The organism is Pseudomonas sp. MPFS, assembly GCF_022537035.1.
GTDB classification, from domain to species: Bacteria; Pseudomonadota; Gammaproteobacteria; order Pseudomonadales; family Pseudomonadaceae; genus Aquipseudomonas; species Aquipseudomonas sessilinigenes.
Genome location: NZ_CP066123.1, coordinates 5,928,958 through 5,948,635, shown reverse-complemented (window position 1 = coordinate 5,948,635; position 19,678 = coordinate 5,928,958). Strand labels below are relative to the sequence as shown.

20 protein-coding genes, 1 tRNA gene and 2 pseudogenes are annotated in these 19,678 nt (G+C 62.8%); 9 read left to right on the top strand and 14 right to left on the bottom strand.

What is annotated here, in order from left to right; all coding sequences use genetic code 11:
* Window positions 1-152: 152 nt before the first annotated feature.
* Window positions 153-407, bottom strand: a pseudogene (locus I9018_RS27270) (DUF190 domain-containing protein); the annotation flags it as partial.
* A 180-nt stretch (window positions 408-587) separates the two neighbouring features.
* On the opposite strand from I9018_RS27270, the gene I9018_RS27265 reads away from it, so the two are divergent.
* Genes I9018_RS27265 through I9018_RS27255 form a run of 3 tightly spaced genes read left to right on the top strand, consistent with a single transcriptional unit; the run spans window position 588 to window position 2,581 of the window.
* Window positions 588-1,067: a GNAT family N-acetyltransferase gene (locus I9018_RS27265; RefSeq protein WP_241107997.1), complete on the top strand. Its 480-nt coding sequence runs from the start codon at window positions 588-590 to the stop codon at window positions 1,065-1,067.
* Between the two features lie 33 nt (window positions 1,068-1,100).
* Window positions 1,101-2,195 (top strand): D-alanine--D-alanine ligase, encoded by a 1,095-nt coding sequence (gene ddlA / locus I9018_RS27260; RefSeq protein WP_068575841.1) that lies wholly within the window; start codon window positions 1,101-1,103, stop codon window positions 2,193-2,195.
* Between the two features lie 32 nt (window positions 2,196-2,227).
* Window positions 2,228-2,581: a gamma-glutamylcyclotransferase family protein gene (locus tag I9018_RS27255; RefSeq protein ID WP_068575842.1), complete on the top strand. Its 354-nt coding sequence runs from the start codon at window positions 2,228-2,230 to the stop codon at window positions 2,579-2,581.
* Between the two features lie 2 nt (window positions 2,582-2,583).
* Here the strand turns inward: I9018_RS27255 and I9018_RS27250 are convergent, their stop codons facing one another.
* The 8 genes and pseudogenes from I9018_RS27250 to ggt all read right to left on the bottom strand — a co-directional run bounded on the left by I9018_RS27250 (window position 2,584) and on the right by ggt (window position 8,509).
* Window positions 2,584-3,165, bottom strand: a complete 582-nt coding sequence (locus I9018_RS27250) for a hypothetical protein (RefSeq protein ID WP_241107996.1) — start codon at window positions 3,163-3,165, stop codon at window positions 2,584-2,586.
* A gap of 78 nt (window positions 3,166-3,243) precedes the next feature.
* Entirely contained in the window at window positions 3,244-3,969 is a 726-nt protein-coding gene (locus I9018_RS27245) for a polyphenol oxidase family protein (RefSeq protein ID WP_241107995.1), read from the bottom strand.
* A gap of 121 nt (window positions 3,970-4,090) precedes the next feature.
* Window positions 4,091-4,903, bottom strand: coding sequence for a MerR family transcriptional regulator (locus tag I9018_RS27240; protein WP_241107994.1), 813 nt, complete (start codon window positions 4,901-4,903; stop codon window positions 4,091-4,093).
* 78 nt (window positions 4,904-4,981) lie between these two features.
* Window positions 4,982-5,353 (bottom strand): transcriptional regulator, encoded by a 372-nt coding sequence (locus I9018_RS27235; RefSeq protein WP_241107993.1) that lies wholly within the window; start codon window positions 5,351-5,353, stop codon window positions 4,982-4,984.
* A gap of 5 nt (window positions 5,354-5,358) precedes the next feature.
* Window positions 5,359-5,661: a type II toxin-antitoxin system HigB family toxin gene (locus I9018_RS27230; RefSeq protein ID WP_241107992.1), complete on the bottom strand. Its 303-nt coding sequence runs from the start codon at window positions 5,659-5,661 to the stop codon at window positions 5,359-5,361.
* Window positions 5,662-5,776: 115 nt separating this feature from the next.
* A pseudogene (locus I9018_RS27225) lies at window positions 5,777-5,996 on the bottom strand (DUF3077 domain-containing protein).
* A 36-nt stretch (window positions 5,997-6,032) separates the two neighbouring features.
* Entirely contained in the window at window positions 6,033-6,533 is a 501-nt protein-coding gene (locus tag I9018_RS27220; protein ID WP_241107991.1) for a GNAT family N-acetyltransferase, read from the bottom strand.
* A gap of 140 nt (window positions 6,534-6,673) precedes the next feature.
* On the bottom strand, window positions 6,674-8,509 hold the full coding sequence (gene ggt / locus I9018_RS27215) for a gamma-glutamyltransferase (RefSeq protein WP_241107990.1): 1,836 nt from the start codon (window positions 8,507-8,509) through the stop codon (window positions 6,674-6,676).
* Between the two features lie 213 nt (window positions 8,510-8,722).
* Between ggt and I9018_RS27210 the strand changes: the two genes are divergently transcribed.
* Complete coding sequence (locus tag I9018_RS27210) at window positions 8,723-9,715, top strand: cytochrome-c peroxidase (protein WP_241107989.1); 993 nt, start codon at window positions 8,723-8,725, stop codon at window positions 9,713-9,715.
* Between the two features lie 66 nt (window positions 9,716-9,781).
* Here I9018_RS27210 and rimJ read toward each other — a convergent pair whose 3' ends face one another.
* The 3 genes from rimJ to I9018_RS27195 all read right to left on the bottom strand — a co-directional run bounded on the left by rimJ (window position 9,782) and on the right by I9018_RS27195 (window position 13,060).
* Entirely contained in the window at window positions 9,782-10,348 is a 567-nt protein-coding gene (gene rimJ / locus I9018_RS27205; protein WP_241107988.1) for a ribosomal protein S5-alanine N-acetyltransferase, read from the bottom strand.
* 194 nt (window positions 10,349-10,542) lie between these two features.
* A complete protein-coding gene (locus tag I9018_RS27200) occupies window positions 10,543-11,925 on the bottom strand; it encodes an amino acid permease (RefSeq protein ID WP_241107987.1) in 1,383 nt (460 codons plus the stop codon).
* Between the two features lie 229 nt (window positions 11,926-12,154).
* Window positions 12,155-13,060 (bottom strand): LysR family transcriptional regulator, encoded by a 906-nt coding sequence (locus I9018_RS27195; protein ID WP_241107986.1) that lies wholly within the window; start codon window positions 13,058-13,060, stop codon window positions 12,155-12,157.
* A gap of 105 nt (window positions 13,061-13,165) precedes the next feature.
* Here I9018_RS27195 and epsC point away from each other — a divergent pair, with 105 nt between their 5' ends.
* Genes epsC through I9018_RS27170 form a run of 5 tightly spaced genes read left to right on the top strand, consistent with a single transcriptional unit; the run spans window position 13,166 to window position 18,433 of the window.
* A complete protein-coding gene (gene epsC / locus I9018_RS27190; protein ID WP_241107985.1) occupies window positions 13,166-13,927 on the top strand; it encodes a serine O-acetyltransferase EpsC in 762 nt (253 codons plus the stop codon).
* Window positions 13,928-13,950: 23 nt separating this feature from the next.
* Window positions 13,951-14,841 (top strand): VOC family protein, encoded by an 891-nt coding sequence (locus I9018_RS27185; RefSeq protein ID WP_241107984.1) that lies wholly within the window; start codon window positions 13,951-13,953, stop codon window positions 14,839-14,841.
* A gap of 14 nt (window positions 14,842-14,855) precedes the next feature.
* Complete coding sequence (locus I9018_RS27180; RefSeq protein WP_241107983.1) at window positions 14,856-15,746, top strand: NAD(P)-dependent oxidoreductase; 891 nt, start codon at window positions 14,856-14,858, stop codon at window positions 15,744-15,746.
* A gap of 3 nt (window positions 15,747-15,749) precedes the next feature.
* Entirely contained in the window at window positions 15,750-17,267 is a 1,518-nt protein-coding gene (locus tag I9018_RS27175; RefSeq protein WP_241107982.1) for an aldehyde dehydrogenase family protein, read from the top strand.
* A 5-nt stretch (window positions 17,268-17,272) separates the two neighbouring features.
* Window positions 17,273-18,433, top strand: coding sequence for a M20 aminoacylase family protein (locus tag I9018_RS27170; RefSeq protein WP_241107981.1), 1,161 nt, complete (start codon window positions 17,273-17,275; stop codon window positions 18,431-18,433).
* Window positions 18,434-18,499: 66 nt separating this feature from the next.
* On the opposite strand, the gene I9018_RS27165 is transcribed toward I9018_RS27170, so the two are convergent.
* On the bottom strand, window positions 18,500-19,348 hold the full coding sequence (locus tag I9018_RS27165) for a 5'-nucleotidase, lipoprotein e(P4) family (protein ID WP_241107980.1): 849 nt from the start codon (window positions 19,346-19,348) through the stop codon (window positions 18,500-18,502).
* 181 nt (window positions 19,349-19,529) lie between these two features.
* Window positions 19,530-19,606, bottom strand: a tRNA-Met gene (locus I9018_RS27160).
* Window positions 19,607-19,678 lie beyond the last annotated feature (72 nt).

Genomic DNA, 19,678 nt, shown 5'->3' with positions numbered 1-19,678 from the left:
GGAACAGTCCTGATGGGGAAACCAAGGCGGGCACGTTAACTTAAGGGGGCGCTGGCTGTCTTGCTGGGCGCATCAGGTGCCATCGGCTGCGCCTGCTTGCCCAGGTACCCGAACTCGATGGGCGTCTTGATGTAGAACAGCGAGAAATCCTAGGTCGCCAGGCGCTCGAACAGGCGTTCGGCCTCGGCCATCGTCATTGCCAGGCGGATCTCCAGGGGCTGGTCGGCCTGGTCGAAGAAGTGCACCGAATGCAGGTGCCGGGATTGACCGAGGCCTTCGATGGCGCTGGACAGGGTGGCACCGTGCAGGCCCATGCCGCGGGCCAGATCGACGATCCAGTCACCCAGCATCCGGCCCTGGTGGCGACGGTTCTGCTGGGTGAAGAAAATGACCAGGTAGCCTTTCATGATCGCCCTCCGACAGCGTGGTGGCTGCTTCCTTGAGCATAGTTCGCGGGGCGTTCGGCTGTTGCCTGCCCGGAGCGACTGGAGTAGCGTCCATCCCCTCGCGACAGGCTCATGCGGCAAGTTTTGGGGCCCGTGATGCGAACCCCGACCAGGACGCTACTTCCGCGCAGGAGACCGAATATGACAGTGACCTTCCGCCCGGCGGCAGATGCCGATATCCCGCGCATCTGCAGCTTTGTACGCAACGCCCAGGAGCTGTTCTTCTTTTTTCCCGCCGCCACCTGGCCCTTGACCCCTGAGCAGTTACGCGACTCCATCGCCCAGCGCAGCGATTCCACGGTGCTCGAGCGGGACGGGCAGGTGGTAGGGTTCGCCAATTTCTATCGCTGGGAGCAGGGCGGCACCTGCACCATCGGCAACGTGATCGTCGATCCGCAGGTGCGCAGCGTCGGGTTGGGTGCGCAGTTGATCGGGCAGATGATCTATCTCGCCCGCAGCCGGCACCAGGCTCGCGATGTGACCCTGTCCTGCTTCAACAGCAATGTGGCGGGGCTGTTGTTCTACCCGAAGCTGGGGTTCGTGCCCTTCGCCATCGAGGAACGCAAGGACAAGCAACAGGAGCGGGTGGCGCTGATCCACCTGCGCTACAACCCGAGCTGAGGCCGGGAACTTTTTTCAAGACGGAAACCATTCATGAGCAAGCTGCGGGTCGGGATTATCTTTGGTGGCCGTTCGGCCGAGCATGAAGTGTCGCTGCAATCGGCACGTAACGTCGTCGACGCCCTGGATCGCACACGTTTCGAACCGGTGTTGATCGGTATCGACAAGCAGGGCCACTGGCACCTCAACGACACCTCGAACTTCCTGATCAACCAGGAGAACCCGGCGCTGATCGCCCTCAACCAGTCCAACCGTGAACTGGCGGTGGTGCCGGGCAAGGCCAGCGGGCAACTGGTGGAGACCTCCAGCCAGGAGATGTTGGGGCACGTCGATGTGATCTTCCCCATCGTCCACGGCACCCTGGGCGAAGACGGTTGCCTGCAGGGCCTGCTGCGCATGGCCGACTTGCCCTTCGTCGGCTCCGACGTGCTGGGCTCGGCGGTGTGCATGGACAAGGACATCAGCAAGCGCCTGCTGCGCGATGCCGGCCTTGCGGTAACGCCCTTCGTCACCCTGACCCGCGCCAACCGGGCGCGCCATGACTTTGCCCAGGTCCAGGCGGCGCTTGGCCTGCCGCTGTTCGTCAAACCGGCCAACCAGGGCTCGTCGGTGGGGGTGAGCAAGGTCGAAGATGAGGCCCAGTACCAGGCCGCGGTAGAGCTGGCCCTGGGGTTCGACCACAAGGTGCTGGTGGAGTCGGCGGTGCATGGCCGGGAGATCGAGTGCGCGGTACTGGGCAACGACCAGCCCATCGCCAGTGGCTGTGGCGAGATCGTGGTCGGCAGCGGTTTCTATTCCTATGACAGCAAGTACATCGACGAGCAGGCGGCCCAGGTGGTCGTGCCGGCGGCCATCGGCCATGAAGCCAGCGAGCGGATTCGTGCCCTGGCCATCGAGGCCTTCCAGGTGCTGGGTTGTTCCGGGCTGGCGCGGGTCGATGTGTTTCTCACTGACAGTGGCCAGGTATTGATCAACGAGGTCAACACCTTGCCGGGGTTCACGCGCATCAGCATGTACCCCAAGTTGTGGCAGGCCGCGGGCATGACCTACAGCGAGCTGGTCAGCCGGCTGATCGAGCTGGCGCTGGAGCGGCACGGCGAGCGGCAGGCATTGAAAATCACCCGCTGAAGCGGATCACAACCTTGATTGGGACACTACGGATGAGTGCGGCAACTCCAGCATCGGTTTATCTTTTTTCCTACGGGACCCTGCAGGACAAGGCGGTGCAACTGGCCAACTTCGGCCGCGAACTGGAGGGTAGCCATGACGCCATGCTCGGCTACGAACAGCACTGGGTGGAAATCACCGACCCGCAAGTGCTGGCCAGTAGCGGCAAGACCCATCACCCGATCCTGCGTCCGGGGTCGGCGGACAGCGCACCGATCCCCGGCATGGTGTTTCGCATCACTGCCGAGGAACTGGCGGCGGCCGACCGCTATGAAGTCTCGGACTACAAGCGAGTCAGCGTGACCTTGTCTTCCGGCCTCCAGGCCTGGGTCTACGTCAGCGCCTGAATTCAGCGTGCCATGACCATCATCCCCAGGCACACCACGACCAGCAGCGCCGTCCCGAGCACCATGAACAGGTAGTTGATCGGTGTGAAGCGGGCGTTGCTCTGGCCATGCAGGTCGCCAGCCGCAGCGTTCAAGCCGCGCTGGCCCAGCCAGGTGATCCAGGCCAGCACAGGCAGCATCAGCAGGTTGGCGATATCCACCTGCGGAAAACCGACGTTGTTGCGCGCCAAGCTGTCCAGGACGTTGCGGACAATCGATGCCACCACGAACAACGTTGCCAGTTCACCCGGTTCCCACTTGAAAGCCAGGCCATTGTGCTTGAGCCGGGCATCGGCCTCGCGGTACAGCGCGTGGGTGAAGAAGATGGCAAAGATCGCCCGGGCCACCGGCCACATTTCCTCACCGCTATCCTGCTTGAACTGCTTCCAGTTCTTGTAGGCCCAGTACAGCCGGTAAAGACCGAAAGTGAGGATGAACAGGGTGAGGAACTTGCCCCGGGATACCACGTAGAACGGCGGCTGCTTCGCCTCCGGCAGGGAGGTGGCCAGGTCCGCCTGGGGCGGGGCATAGAGATTGTCAGACACGAGCGCTCCTTGGGTTGGGCCTGAAAAAGGCGGCCACGTTACCCCAGCTGGCCTGGCAAACCTATCTTGATGCTGCGGTCAGCCGGCGAGCGTGCGGCCGATCCAGGAGTACTGGAAGGTCTTTTCCTCGCCCCGATGGCCTCGGCGCCGGTAGCTGGCCAGGCTTGGGGTGGAGCAGTAGGTGCAGAGCGGGCTGATTTCGACCTGCTGATCGGTGACACCGGCGGCATGTAGCAAATGCACGGCGTAGCGGCTCAGGTCGAACCACAGGGAGCCTTGCTGGCTGGCTGCGGGCGGGGGGATTTGCGATGGCAGCAGCGGCGTGGGTTGCTCGTGGCTCCAGGGGGCCTGGGTGGCCGGCCAGGGGCGCTGCGGATCTGCCGAGAGGGGGGTAATGAAGTCGGCGCTGACCTCATAGCAGCAAGGCTTGATCGAGGGGCCGATGGCGACCCGCACTTGGTGCGGTTCCACACCCTTGGTCGCCAGGTGTTGCAGCACATTGGCGATGATTCCGCCGTGCAGGCCCTTCCAGCCGCCATGCACCGCCGCGACCCAGGCGCCGTCGTCGCTGCTGATCAGGATCGGCAGGCAGTCGGCGGTGACCACCGCGATCGGTCGGGTGGAGCGGGTCAGTACTGCATCGCCACGGATGATCCCGCTGGGCAGGGTCGTGCTGGCCTCGATGACATCGCCGCTGTGTACCTGGGAGCAGAAGAACAGGCTGGCCGGTAGCGTCGCGCCGATGGTGGAGAACTCATGGCGGATACCTGCGATCTGCTTCAACACATTTGCCTGGAAACTCATCGGGCCTGCGCTCGGTTACCTCGGGGATGGGGGCAGAGCATAGCGGTATCCGATGCATTTTTGCTGACCGGCAAGCCGTGGGGCGAAGGGGGTGACCAGCGGTCGCCCCGATTCCAGAGCCTCAGGCACCGAGCGGGATATACAACTCCACCACGCTGTCGGGGTGCATCGGGCCGAGGAAGCGTTCACCGCTGTACTCGAACTCCACCGCATCCACGGGCACCAGCCCGGCGGCGGGCAGCCATTCGCTGTAGGCGGCGCGGAAGGTTTCCGGCAGGGTTTGCACGGTGCCGTGGTGCTCCACCCGGGCGTAATGGCGGGCGGGGATCTCCAGCTCCACCATGCCCGGCACCAGGGGCGCGTCGGCGGCCACCGGCAGGCCGGCTATGTAGCGCCATTGGCTGTCGTCCAGGGGCTGGCAGACGCCGTAGGTGCCCATCGGCTCGGCCAGGCGCTGGATTTCCTGTTCGCGGGGTTCGAAGCGTTGCCACAACTCGGGAATGGAGCCCGCATCACCCTGCTGCCAAGCCATGCCGATGATCCGCTGCGCGCTGAGAAATACCCGTTCCGGCAGTTGGGCCTTGGGGAGCTGACGTGGAGGTTGGGCCAGGTAGCGTTGCAGGTGGCCCAGCACCTTCTGGCCGCGAGCGATGTCGCTTTCCAGTTGCCGCGCCTGCCCTTGCAGCGCCTGCTCCATGGCCAGTGGGCTGTCCAGGCCACCCTGGTCGGCCAGGGTGCGGATGTCCTCCAGGGACATGCCCAACTGGCGCAGCCAGACGATCCGGCCGAGGGTGGCGATCTGCTGCGGGCTGTAGTAGCGGTAGCCGTTGTCGCGCCCGGTGAGTGTGGGGGCGAACAGGCCGATGCTGTCGTAGTGGCGCAGGGTCTTGGTGGTGAGGCCGTGGCAGCGGGCCATTTGTCCGATGGTGAGCATGGAGCGTCCTGGGTGTTGTTGGGCTTGCCGGCATCTTGGGCCTTTACCTAAGGGCAAGCTCAAGCCCGGCCGTGGTGCTCAGGATGACTTTATGGGCTTGATCAGGCTCTGGGCGGGAATGCCGAACAATTGGTGCAGTTTCCAGATCATGGGCAAGGTGAGCGCGCGCTTGCCGTTGAGCACTTCATAGACGCGGTTGGTACGGCCGATGGCGGGGACCAGGTCGGCGGCTGACAGCCCGGATTGTTCCATGCGGAACTTGATCGCCTCGATCGGGTTGGGCAGGTCGATGGGGAACTGCCTGGCTTCGTACGCTTCGATCAGGGTGATCATCACATCGAAGTAATCGCCTTCAGGGGTTCCCGGTTGTGGTTCGTTGTCGAACATCGGCGAGACGCTTTTCAGCGCTGCGCGATAGTCCCGGTCGGTGTGGATGGGGCGGATGTTCATGCGGGTTACTCCCTGTCTACGCTGTCAGCGTCGATGGCATCGCATTGTTGGTGCGTACCTACGAATCTGATGTAGAGCGCGTCGAAACGATAGGCCACGGCAACGATCAGTCGGTACTCGTTGCCCTTGATGCTGAAGACCACCCTGCGGCTTTTGAGAATGCTGGCGTTGCGGTACTGGTCCTTGATCTGCGCAGGGTTGGACCACTGTGCATTCCTTGCTTCATCGATCCAGGCCAGCAGGGGCTGTTCTGCGTCCGGGTAGCGCTCCCAGAAGGCCTTCAACCGGCTGACTGCTGTAATTCTCATGGCGCGATCCTAGTCCCGCCCTGGGACTTGAACAAGTCGCTGAGTGAGTCGAGCGACGTACGGGCAGATCAATGGATCGGCCCGCAGACGCTACCTGGGCTCAGTGACGATAAGGTCATGCGCAGAGCGTGGCGTGCACGTCGTCCATCGGTGCCTTGCCCATCTTTGCCAGGAAAGTGTGCCGCTCCAGCATAGCGGTCGCACCGGGGCTCCATGGCTGTCTCCAGGGTGAATTGCTTTGCCAGATGCAACAGGGTCGAGGCGTGCTCCAGGGCATCGCTGATCGGCACATCGGCCTTCACGCGAAACAGCGGATGCAGGTGTTCGCCGCACAGGGAAAGCGGATTGCACCGGGAGTGGTCAGGGCGTGGTTACGCGAAAGGTTGCAGGGGCTTGGCCATTTCGCTGGTGGCGGCCCAGCCCAGGCCCTGGTAGAGGGGTTGGCCGGAGCGAGTGGCATGCAGGATGGCGAAACCCAGGCCGCGTTGCTGGAACTCGGCGTCCGCCAGTTGCATCAGCGCCGTGGCCAGGCCCCGGCGGCGGTGGCTGGGCTCGACGTAGACGTTGAGCACGTAGCCGCGTTGATCCTGGGTCGGGTGAGCCGGGTGGGGCGGCCAGTCGATGTTCATCAGGCCGATGCTGGCCACGGGCTGCTCGGCTTCGAGCAGCACGAAGCCGTAGTAACGACCGTCCACCAGGCGTTGATGCAGCCAGGGACGAAAGTGTTCGGTCATGACCTGCAAGGTGGCCGGTGGATGGCCGGCGTCGAGGAACATCGCCTGGCGGTGGGTGCACACCAGTTCCAGGTCCTGGAGGCCCAGGCGACGCACATTCAGGCCTGGGACGGTGATATCGGCGGGGATCGGCTGCATCGTCTGTTCCTCGTTGGCAAGCGCTGATGCTAGGGCAGAACAGCCTGCCCGATCAGATACAGAGCGCTGCAAAAAACAGCATACAGGCCCACAAAAAAGGGCCGGCCTCACGGCCAGCCCTCGGGCGCAGCGCAGAACCTTCAGTCCCCCAGTGCTTCGCCTTCACGCCGTGGATCGGCGCCACCGGCCCAGGACGCTTTGCCCTTCGCATCACGCACGCGAACGATGGCCTGGGTGCCGCTGGTCATGTCGATTTCATTCACCTGGTGCCCCTGGGCCTGCAACGCCTGTTTCAGCGCCGGGCTGAACTGGCCCTGCTCCAGCTCGGTGGGGCCATTGCGGCTGCCGAAGTTGGGCAGGCCGACGGCGGCTTGCGGGTCGAGGTTCCAGTCGAGCATGCCGATCACCGACTTGGCCACGTACTCGATGATCTGCGAGCCGCCGGGGGAGCCGACGCTGGCCAGCAGCTCGCCGCTGGCACGATCGAAGACCAGGGTCGGCGCCATGGACGAGCGCGGGCGCTTGCCCGGCTGCACGCGGTTGGCCACGGGCTGGCCGTTCTCTTCGGGAATGAAGGAGAAATCGGTCATCTGGTTGTTGAGCATGAAGCCCTGGACCATCAGGTGCGAGCCGAACGCCGCTTCCACCGTGGTGGTCATGGACACCGCGCCGCCCTGGTCATCCACCGCCACGACCTGGGAAGTGGAGATGCGCATCGGCGAACGGTCCGGCGCATAGGCCACCTGGATGCCCCGCGGTTTGCCCGGCTCGGCCTGGCCCATGCTGCGCTCGCCGATCAGGGCGGCACGACTGGCCAGGTAGTCTGGGGCGATCAGGCCGGCCACCGGCACTGGCACGAAGTCGCTGTCGGCCACGTACAGGCCGCGGTCGGCATAGGCCAGGCGCTCGGCTTCGGCGATCAGGTGTACCGCTTGTGGCGCCGGTTCCAGGCCGGCCGGCTGTTGGGTTTTCTGCGGCTTGAGGTTGGCCAGGGCGTAGCGTGGATCACGCTGCTCCAGGGCTTGCAGGGTGCCGAGGATCTGCGCCACGGCCACGCCACCGGAGGAGGGCGGCGGCATGCCGCAGACCTGCCAGCGCTTGTAGTCGCTGCACAGTGGCGCGCGTTCCTTGGCGCGGTAGTTCTGCAGGTCGGCGAGCGACAGGCTGCCGGGGTTGGCGTGGCCCTGGACCTTGGCCACGATCTCGGCGGCGATCGGCCCCTTGTACAGCGCGTCCGGGCCTTCCTGGGCGATGCGCTTGAGCACCGCGGCCAGTGGCGGGTTCTTCAGCAGGGTGCCGACGGCCTTGGGCGTGCCATCGGCGTTGAGGAAGTAGGCGGCCATGTCCGGCGAGCGCGGCAGGGCGCTGTCGCTGCTGATCATGGTGTGCAGCCGTGGCGAGATGGCGAAGCCTTGTTCGGCCAGGCGGATCGCCGGTTCGAACAGTTGCGCCCAGGGCAGGCGACCGTGTTGCTTGTGGGCCATCTCCAGGGCACGCAAGACCCCGGGAGTGCCCACCGAGCGTCCGCCGATCTGCGCCTGGGGGAAGGGCATGGGCTTGCCGTCGGCCTGCAGGAACAGCTTCTCGGTGGCGCCCGCCGGGGCGGTTTCGCGGCCGTCATAGGTACGCACGGCCTTGCCATCCCAAAGCACGATCATCGCCCCGCCGCCGATCCCCGAGGATTGTGGTTCCACCAGGGTCAGCACGGCCTGCATGGCGATCGCCGCATCGATGGCCGAGCCGCCTTTGCGCAGCATTTCGCGCCCGGCCTCGGCGGCCAGCGGGTTGGCGGCAGCGGCCATGTGCTTGGCGGCGTGCCCGGTCTGCATGTCGGTGCGGTAGCCCGAGGCGACTTCCGGAGCGGGTGGCAGGGCGGTGGAGGCCGGTGGATTGTGGCAGGCGGCAAGGCCCAGGGCGGCGGCGATCAGGCCGATGCCGGCCAATTGGCGATAACGGGAGGGGAGGGTCGAGAACACGCGTTGAGCTCCGTTCGCAAGGGAATTGAAGTGTCTTCCGTGGGGGCAATGTACAGCACTAGAAAGCATCGTTGGGCTTCACCGGCCGGCAACCCCTGGTCTTGCGCGACCGCCCGGGCGCCTCAACCTGCACCGATTGACCTGTATCAGGGCACCTGCCAGCCGTTGGGCACATGGTTGGTGGCAAACCATAAAGCCTGATGAGAGGACGCCATGTACACGAGTAAGTGGTTGCTTGTTTTCGGATTGCTGTGGGGGAGCCAGGCGTGGGGAGCGACGCCCAGCGAACCGATCCAGCCGGTGCAGCCGGCGAAGATCACGGATGTCGACAAGGTGGAGCTGGGCAAGCAATTGTTCTTCGACCCGCGCTTGTCCAAGTCCGGTTTCATCTCCTGCAACTCCTGTCACAACCTGAGCATGGGTGGCAGCGACAACCTGCCCACCTCCATCGGCCACAACTGGCACCAGGGGCCGATCAACTCGCCCACGGTGCTCAACTCGGGCCTGAGTTTTGCGCAGTATTGGGACGGCCGCGCCGCCACGCTCCAGGAGCAAGCAGGTGGCCCCATCGCCAACCCGGGGGAGATGGGTTTCACCCATGACCTGGCGGTGGACGTGCTGCGCTCCATCCCGCAGTACCGTGCTTCCTTCAAGCGGGTCTACGGTGACGATGGCATCAAGTTCGATGACGTGACCAACGCCATCGCGGCCTTCGAAGACACCCTGGTGACTCCCAACGCGCCCTTCGACCGCTGGCTGCAAGGCGACCAGGCGGCCATCAGCCCCACCGCGCTCAAGGGCTACCAGTTGTTCAAGTCCATCGGCTGCGTGGCCTGTCACAACGGCGAGGCAGTGGGCGGCACTTCGTTCCAGAAGATGGGCATGATCGAGCCCTACGTGACCAAGAACCCGGCCCAGGGTGTTGCCGGGCTGACCGGCAAGGACGCCGACCGGATGCGTTTCAAGGTCCCGACCTTGCGCAACGTGGCGCTGACCTATCCCTACTTCCACGACGGTGCCTACTGGACCCTGGACGAGGCGGTGGACGTCATGGCCCGCCTGCAACTGGGACGCAAGCTGGACACCTCGCAGGTCGGCCAGATCGTCGCATTCCTGGAAACCCTGACCGGCGACCAGCCGGACTTCAAGTTGCCGATGCTGCCACCTTCCTCGGCGCAGACTTTGCGGCCACAGCCGTTCAACTGACCATGAAAAAACCGCAGCTGGCTGCGGTTTTTTTTTGCGTTGCGCTCCTGTTGATGGATGGCCGACCTACATCGGCCGAGGGTTGATCAACGCGGTCAGCACATGGTCGGCCCATTCACCGTTGATCTTCAGGTAGGCGCGGGCCCGGCCCTCTTGTTCGAAGCCCAGGCGCGCAAGCAGTTGGGCACTGCGCAGGTTCTCGGGGCGGTGGTTGGCCATGATCCGATGCAGTTGCAGTTCATCGAAGGCATGGCCGATGGCCGCTTGCAGGGCTTCGTGCATCAGGCCCCGGCCCTGGGCGTGTCGGGCCAGGGCGAAACCCAGGTGGCAGGCCTGGAACGCACCTCGCACGATGTTGGTGAAGTTGCAGGCGCCCAATACGCGCTGCTCGTCGCGATCGAACAGCAACCAGTGTCGTGCCTCTTGTGCGGCGACTTTGCCTGCCATGTCCCGTAGTCGCTGGGCCACCGCCGCAAGCTGGAAGTACTCCTCGTCGCGCAGCGGCTCCCAGGGCGCGAGGTGCTCGCGGTTATCCAGGAGGTAACGCTGCAGGGCCGGGGCTTGGGCTTGATCGGCACTGCGCAGGACCAGGCGTTCGGTATGCAGGGGCGTCGGTATCTGCTTTCTATGCATCGTCAGTACTGGTTTTGGGGAGGGCTGAGAGCCGACGTTTTTATCCCAGCGTGTGGGGCTATTCAATATGCAAGAAGAGACGGGCGTGACATGACGGGATATTTTTATTCGGCGACAGAAGCGGCTTGCCGCTAGGCAAGCCGTTATCTGCTGCTTTGAGCTGGTTGGTCAACAATCTGGGCATTGGATGGCGGTCATTGCACCGACTGACTCAACATAACGGCTTTTTTACGGTAGACCGTCCAGTACACCGCCGCCAGGTACAGTAGCCACAACGCACCTGCGATCACCCCAAGGCGAGTGTCTTCCACGTAAGCCATGATCCCCAGTACCAGCAGCATGAAGGTCAGCGCGGCATAGCTGGTCAGTGGCCAGCCGGGCATGGGGAAGCCGCCGGCAGCGAGCTGTTCCTGACTGACTGTACGGCGAAAGCGGATCTGCGCCAGCAGGATCAGGATCCAGGTGGTGATGTTGCCAGTGGCGGCCACCGCGGTGAGCCAGATGAATACCTTGGCCGGTGCCAAGTAATTGAGCAGTACGCCGATGAACATGATCAGCAGGCTGAGCATGAGTGCACGGCGGGGTACGCCCTGGGGCGTGGTTTTGCCGAAGAAGCGCGGCGCCTGGTGCTGGTCGGTAAGGTTTAGCAGCATGCGCCCGGTGCTGTAGATACCGCCGTTGCAGGATGATAACGCTGCGGTGATCACCACGAAATTGATTAGCCCCGCTGCGGATTTGATGCCCAGGGCCTCGAAGGTGCTGACGAAGGGGCTTCCCTGGCCATCGGCGTTCCAGGGGTAGATGGACAGGATCACGAAGATCGCACCCACGTAGAACAACAGGATCCGCCAAGGTACCGAACGGATAGCTTGGGGAATGGTAACTCGCGGGTTTTTCGCCTCGCCGGCAGTGAGGCCGATGATCTCGATGCCACCGTAGGCGAAGGTGACCATCTGGAAGGCCATCAACACCCCCAGTACGCCGTTGGGCATGAAGCCGCCATGGGCCCACAGGTTGGAGATACCGATCGGCTGGCCGCCATTGCCTAGGCCGAACAGGATCATTCCCAGCCCGGCGATGATCAGTCCTACGATGGTGATCACCTTTATCAGTGAGAACCAGAATTCGAATTCGCCGAAGGTCTTCACCGACAGTAGGTTGATCGCGACCATCATCAGCAGCGAGGACATGGCCCAGATCCAGGGTGCGACTTCGGGAAACCATAGCCCCATGTAGATGGCGACGGCGGTGACTTCCGCCAGGCAGGTCACGATCCACAGGAACCAATAGTTCCAGCCGCTGATGAAACCGGCCATCGGCCCCAGGTAGTCGTGGGCGTAGCGGCTGAACGAGCCGGCTACCGGGTTATGGACGCACATTTCACCCAATGCGCGCATCACGACGTAGATGAACAGGCCGGCGATCAGGTACGCCAGCATGACTGCCGGCCCCGCCAACTTGATCGCCGCCGAGGAACCCAGGAACAAGCCGACACCGATGCAGGTGCCTAGCCCGATCAAGCGGATATGTCGTTCCTTGAGGTCTCGATGCAGACCTGTTTTCGCTGAATCAGTCATGTGCAACCCCTGTTATTGGACTTGTTTTCAGGTTGTCCGGGAATCCACCGCGGGGCATTCGACAGGTTGTTATGGTCTGGTGTGGGCCTGTCGAACCTCATGCCCGGCGAATCGTTGCTGGTTCCGGAGACGTTCGGGCGCAGTATGAGAGGGGACGAAAAAGTGGATCAATATCGGTAATTTCATTTTTCGTTGCTTTTTTCGCAACATTTCGCTGCCTACCTATGAGTCATTCCTTGAAGGCGCTCATGTCCTGCAACAGCATGCTCAACAGACGATTGGCACCGACGCTGAGCTGACGTCCGAGCCGGGTGATCAATTGCGCTTCCGGATTGCTGAATACTTCCCCGTGCAAGGGCAGGGCCACCAACTCGGCCTTGCGCAATTCATCCTCCACGACGAAGGACGGCAGTAAAGTGACGCCACCTTGCATGGCGAAGCGCTTGAGCATGGCGATGTTGTTACAGGTCAGGGTGGGCACCAGGCTGATCCCAAGTTGGTGCTCGGCCAGGCTCAGGATCTGCCGGATACCGAACGAGACGCCGGGCAAGGCCAAGCGATGACGGTCCAGGCCGCGCAAGGTTATCGGGCCCTTCTCGCCGGCCAGCGGATGGTCCTGGGCCACTACTACCCGCAGCGGCTGCCGACGGCGTACATGGGTGCGAATCTTCGGGTCGGCTGCCGGGTTGAAGACCAAGCCAATATGGGATTCGTCCTCCACCACCTGGCGAATCACTTCGTTGCCGCCGCACACATTCACTTGCAGGTCGATCTTGGGATAGAGCGTGGAAAAGCGCGTCAGCGAAGCGCTGAGTCCGTCGATGAATCCTTCGCCCACCGATAGCACCACCGAACCGCTCTGCAAGCCGCGCAGGGCCTGGAGAGAGTCGAGCAGAACTTCCTGCTGGGCCAGGCGCTGGCGGTAGTAATCCAGTACCCGTTCACCGGCTTCCGTGGGCTTCACACCGCGCCGATGGCGTTCCATCAATGGAGCACTGAGTTCCTGTTCCAACTGGGCAATGTGCCGGCTCACCGCTGAAGGCGCGACGTCCAGGGCATCGGCGGCAGCTCGTACGCTGCCCAGACGCACGGCTTCGAAGAAATAGAGAATGCGGCGGTCTTGTATCAGGCTCATAGATTTCCTGTGTTGCATTTATCGCAACGAAATTAAGATTTTTTGAATATTGCTGCCAGTTTTGCGAGGTGTCCATACTCGGCCCAACCGGAACAGGAGCAGGCAATGAATTCTCTTTGGCAGCGGTTATGTGAGCAGGCTCGTCAGTTAGGCGAGCGCAACCCGACCATCCGTGGATACATCGAGCAGCGTGTGCACTCGCACTCATCATTCGAAGAGGCCTTGGCTTCCAACCTCGCCCACGGCCTGTTGCATCAAGGCGGTCCCGGGCTGGAACAATGGTTCGCGTCGTTGATCCGTGCAGTACCGGCCATTGCCGAGGGTGCCGCTGCCGATATTGAACACACGGTGCGGGTCAATCCCGCATGCCCGGATCAGCTCACGGCGTTCCTGAGCTTTCGGGGTATCCAGGCCGTCCAGGCCTACCGTATTGCCCATGCCCTATGGAGCGCAGGTGATGAGCAAAGCGCAGTGCTGCTACAGAACTGGGCGGCCAATGCCTGGAGTATCGATATCCACCCGGCTGCGCGGCTGGGGCAGTCATTGTTCGTGGACCACGGTATCGGCCTGGTCATTGGCCAGACCGCAGTGGTCGAGGACCATGCCGGTTTGTGGCACGGAGTGACCCTGGGCAGCACCCTCAACGAACAGGGTGAGCGCCATCCGAAGATCCGCCGTGGCGCATTGATCTGCGCCGGGGCCAGTGTGCTGGGCAATATCGAGGTGGGCGCCGGGGCCATCGTCGCCGCCAATTCCGTGGTGTTGCAGGCCGTGGCTCCGGGCACCGTGGTTGCGGGCTCGCCTGCCCGCCAAGTGGGGTTGGCGCCCTCGGCCCTAGCGACCCTGGCCACAAAAAACAACGACTAACCGCTAGCAGAGGAGAGCCCAACATGGCAGCTGTCGATCAATATCCCCTAGGCATCGATCATCCGCTGGTTACGGTCCGCGATCATGCAGGGGCATTGGAGCAGTATCGCAAGATGGGCTTCGTGCCTTCGCCGGTCAGCTACCACCCCTGGGGTAGCGTCACCTCGCTGGTGATGTTTCCCGGCAATTTCATCGAGCTGATCGGGATCGATGATCCTGCCAAGTTCGGCACCCATTCGGTCAATGGCTTTTGCTTTGGCCGGCAGTTGGGGCAGTTCCTGGATCGTGGCGAGGAGGGTATATCGCTGGTGGCCTTGCACAGCAAGAACGCCGATGACGACCATGCTCGATTGGTGGCGGCCGGCCTGCCTAGCCAGGGACGCATCGATTTTCGGCGCAGCATGACCTTGCCCGATGGTCGCGACGATGAGGCTGTAGTGTCCCTGGCGCTGTTCATCGACCCACAGTTACCCGACGCTTCGAATTTCATTTGCCACCAGCATCGTCCCGAGCTGATCTGGGTCAAGGACTGGCAGCGGCATCCTAACGGGGTCGAGGGCATCCTGGCCGTCACCTACCTAGCCGAGCCGGAGGTGCTGCTGGCGCGCTGGAAAGCCTTGTATGGCGATGCAGTGCGCTACAACGGCGCGGTGTTGGAGGCCGATACCCGCTGCGGGATCTTGCGGGCGATGGATAGCGCTACAGCCATCCAGGCATATCCCGGCATCGCTCTACCCAAGGTGGTCCAGGAGCGCCCTCATGCCATCGCCCTGCAAGTGGGCACCCGCAGCCTCGACGATGTGCGCTCGATCCTGGGGCGCAATGGGGTTGCCCATGTCGATCTGCCGGAGCGGGTGGTGGTCCAGCCACAGGCGGCGGGCAACGTCATTATCGAATTCGTCCAAACCCTTTAAGCGAGGTAGAACACATGTCCTTGAAAGTGGGAGTGATCGGCCTGGGCCATATGGGGAGCGGCATGGCCGCGACCCTGGCCGGCAAAGGTTTTGATGTCAGCGGTTTCGACCTTTCCCCGGTCGCGCTTGAGCAGGCGGCTGGCCGAGGCGTCAAGCCGGTGGCCGGGCTCGATCAACTGATCAAGCAGTCCGATGTGCTGATCTTGTCTCTACCCAAGGCTGAGCACGTTGAGGCGGTGTGCCTGGGGCCGGGCGGTATCTTGGAGTGCGGTGGCGAAGGGCTGGTAGTTATCGACACCACCACATCGACACCTGAGGCCAGCCGCAACGCTGCCCGGATTCTCGGCACCCTGGGTATTGCCTTTATCGACGCGCCAGTCTCGGGAGGTCCCAAGGGAGCCGCGACTGGCACCCTGGTCATGGTGATCGGTGCCGAGGACGATGACTTGGTCCGGGCCATGCCGGTACTCGAAGGCATCAGTGAAGTACGAGTGCACGTGGGCAAGTCGGGGGCCGGCAACATAGCCAAGATCGCCAACAATCTATTGTGCGCCGCCCACCTGATCACTACTGCCGAAGCCGTAGCCATGGCCGTCAGGGCCGGGGTCGCGGCTGGGAAACTTCTGGAAGGCATCAATGCCGGTTCCGGACGTAGCGCTGCCTCACAGGCGATGTTTCCCAACTGGGTGCTGAGCAAGGCCTACGACTCGGGTTTCAGCATCGGCTTGATGCGTAAGGATGTCGGTCTGGCCACTGCCCTGATGGACAGGCTGGATCTCGATTTACCGCTGTCGCGCAGCGTGGCGCAGTTATGGCAGGCCAGCAGCGAGACCCTGGCTGACCAGGAGGATTTTTGCGCCATCGTGCAGCGCACCGATGCCCAATTCTATGGCCGTGGGGAATGATTGATGAGTGTCCAGCAGCTAGTGGAACTGATGCGCCCGTATTGGGGCGATCGCAGTGTGGTGGCCAGTTATGTGGGTGGCGAGTTCGTCGAGGGACAGGGTGTACCGGTGGAAGTACGCAATGCCCATGACGCCAGCCTCTTGCTGAGCTTCCCCGACGCCGACGCGAGCCTGGTGGGCCTGCTGGACCAGGCCACCAGGCGAGCCCGGGCTCAATGGTGGGCCCTGACTGCTCAGGCTCGTGGGCAGATTGTCTACCGGGTGGGTGCATTGGTGCGTGAGCAGGCCGAACAACTGGCACAGATTGAGTCGATCAGCGCCAGCAAGCCGATTCGCGATGCCCGGGTGGAAGTGGCGAAGGTCGCCGAGATGTTCGAGTACTACGCCGGTTGGGCGGACAAGCTACATGGCGAAGTGATCCCGGTGCCCACCTCGCATCTGAACTATGTAACCCATGAGCCTTTGGGCACGGTGCTGCAGATTACCCCATGGAACGCTCCGATCTTCACTGCCGGTTGGCAGATCGCCCCAGCCATCACCGCCGGTAACGCGGTCATTCTCAAACCATCGGAGCTCACGGTGCCCAGCTCGTTGGCGCTGGCTGTATTGATCGAGCGGGCCGGGGCTCCCAAGGGCCTGGTCAATGTGGTGGCTGGATATGGGCACAGCATCGGCCAGGAGATCATCGCCAGAGCGGATATCCGCAAGGTGATATTCGTCGGCTCGCCTGCCACGGGCAGGCATGTGGCCGTGGCAGCGGCCCAGCGCTGCATCCCGGCGGTGCTGGAACTGGGTGGCAAGTCGGCCAATATTGTTTTTGCCGATGCCGATCTGGAAGTGGCCTTGCGTGGTGCCCAGGCGGCGATCTTCTCAGGGGCTGGACAGAGTTGCGTATCTGGTTCGCGTCTTTTGGTGCAGGCCTCTATCTACGACAAGTTCACCGCGGCCCTGGCCGAGGCAGCGAAGCAGTTCAAGGTCGGTGATCCGGCTGATCCACAAACTCAGGTCGGCCCGATCAACAACGCCAGGCAGTTCGTCCATGTACAAAACATGCTCGAAGGCGCGCTCAAGGAGGGGGCCAGGGTGCTGGGAGGCGATACTGAGCCGGTCCCCGGCAAGGGCGGCTACTATGTCAATCCCACGGTGCTGGCAGGTGCCAACCACTTGCATTGCGCTCAGGAGGAAATCTTCGGCCCAGTGGTGGTGGCCATTGCTTTTGAAGATGAGGATGAGGCGATTCGCATCGCCAACGATAGTCGTTTCGGACTGGCGGGGGCGATCTGGACCCGGGATGTCGGTCGGGCCCACCGAGTGGCCCGGCAGGTGCGGGCCGGTACTTTCTGGATCAACGGCTACAAGACGATCCACGTCAGCTCGCCTTTCGGGGGGTATGGCGATAGCGGTTACGGTCGCTCCTCGGGGCTCGAGGCATTGCGCGAGTACAGCGAAGTGAAAAGCGTCTGGGTGGAAACCGCTGCCAAGCCCGCCGCCAGTTTTGGCTATGGCGCTAGCCTGGAGTGATGCCCATGACGATTGCGCCATCCTTGATCGAGCGGGCCAAACTGTGGCGCCGGGCCCTGCATGCCGCTCCCGAACTTGGCTTCCAGGAAGTACGTACAGCGGACAAGGTCGCCGGGCTGTTGCAGGAATTCGGTATCGATGTCCATCGGGGCCTGGGCGGCACTGGGGTAGTAGGCACGTTGCGCCATGGCCAGGGCCCGAGCATCGGCATTCGCGCGGACATGGATGCGTTGCCGATCCAGGAGCTTGGTACACCCGCCCACCAATCGGCGCATTCCGGTTGCATGCATGCCTGTGGTCATGATGGCCATACCGCCATCCTATTGGCGACCGCCTGCCAGCTGGCCCGGACCCGACGATTCAACGGTACTGTGCACTTTGTCTTCCAACCCGCGGAGGAGGGATTGGGGGGAGCCAGGCGAATGATCGACGATGGTCTGTTCCAGCTCTTCCCCATGGAGGCGATCTACGGTCTGCACAACTGGCCAGGACTGCCTGCCGGCACTGTGGCGATCAACCCAGGACCGATGATGGCCTCCATGGATACCTTCCAGATCCGACTGGTTGGCCAGGGTTGCCATGCGGCGATGCCCGAACGCGGTGCCGATCCCATCCTGGCGGGGGCTGAACTGGTGGTGGCTTTGCAGAGCATCCCGGCTCGACGGCTGTCGCCATTGGACTCGGCAGTGATCAGCGTCACTCAGTTCAACGCTGGCGAGGCGGTCAATGTCATTGCCAACACCGCCCAACTCAAGGGGACGGTGCGCTGTTTGCAGCCGTTGGTGCGTGAACGCGTCCAGACCCTGATCCGCGAGTTCGTAGAACAACTGCCGAGTGTGTTCGGTGTACGTGGAGAGCTCTGCTACGAGCCCGGTTATCCCGTGACCGAAAACCATCCGAAGCATGCGGACCTGGTACGTCAGGCAGCTATTGAAGTGCTGGGGGAGCAGCAAGTTGTCTGGGGCTGCCGGCCATCAATGGCTTCCGAGGATTTTGCCTACCTGCTCGATGCCTGCCCCGGCGCCTACTTGTGGTTGGGAGTGGACGGCGAAGCGCCTTCGCAGGTGCTGCATAACCCTTATTACGATTTCAACGACCAGGTCATACAGCCGGGGGTTGCCTTGTGGGTTGCGTTGGTAGAGCGCTCTTTGCTCATGGCCGATTGAAAGGTCGTTGGTTGGAGCGAGGGAAGCGCCATGGCCCGGGCGAGCCATGGTGGATGGGCTGGGAGCCTAAGGCTTGGCGGCCTTTTCCTGCCAGGCATTCGCTCCGGCGGCCGCCTTGAACTTCGCGCGGTTCTCCGGGGTGGCCGGCGGTTCGGAGTCGCCGAAGATCGCCTTCAGCCAATGGCCGTCGGTGGGGTTGGGGAAGAGGATGAACTTGCGCCCGAACTGTTCGCGGTCTTCGCTCATCAGCTGGCTGCGCTGCTGGACGTCGGCCACGTAGTACTTGCGTTTGAAATCGTTGAGGTTGTCGCCGAGCATCACCACCACGTTATGGTCCTTGGCGATTTCCTGCTGGCGCGGTTCCTTGTTGGAGCTGTCGCGGTACACCGTCAGGTGCTGCTCGTCGGCGAACGGCAGCTGGTTGTGGCGCAGGTTGGCCAGGGCGTATTCATAGGTCTTCTCGCCCTGGTCGCGGCTGGTGACGTAGAACACTTCGACGCCCTTGGACTGGGCGTACTTGAGGAACTCCACCGCCCCCGGGGTGGCGACCGGGCCGTTGTCGGCGACCCACTGGTCCCAGGCGGCGTCGTCGAAGAACTCCTTGTCCGAGTTGATCAGGTAGCCCCAGTAGCTGTTGCTGCTGAGCACGGTGTCGTCGATATCGCTGATGATCGCCAGCGGGCGGTCGCCGGCCTTGCGTTGTTGCAGGGCCTGGTCCAGTTGCATCCTGGCGACGTTGAAGCCCTGGTAGTACAGCGCCTGGAACTCGGCGGCGGTCTGTCGCCAGGCCACGGCGGCGGTCAGCAGGTTGGAAGATGGCGCGCTGGCCTGGTCGGCGAAGGCCGGGGCACAGGTCATGGCCAGAAGCGAGAACAGCCAGGGGGCGAGGGAAGTCCCGGTGGTTTTTATTGTCATGGTCGAGCCCTAGAAGTGAGGATTGCGCAGCTCTCACGAACACTGCCCGGGTGTTCTATCCCAGGCTGCGCCGGCGCTCAATGCGGGTGTCGCGATTGTGGATCAATGAGGCGTAATCCCGGGTACTTTTTCGCAGGCATAAAAAAACGGCCTACCTTGCGGTAAGCCGTTTTTCGGTACTTGGTGGCTACACAGGGACTTGAACCCCGGACCCCAGCATTATGAATGCTATGCTCTAACCAACTGAGCTATGTAGCCAAGTGGCGCGCATTATTCGCTCGGAACGATCATGCGTCAAGCATTTTTTTCAAAAAAATATCTACGCTATCA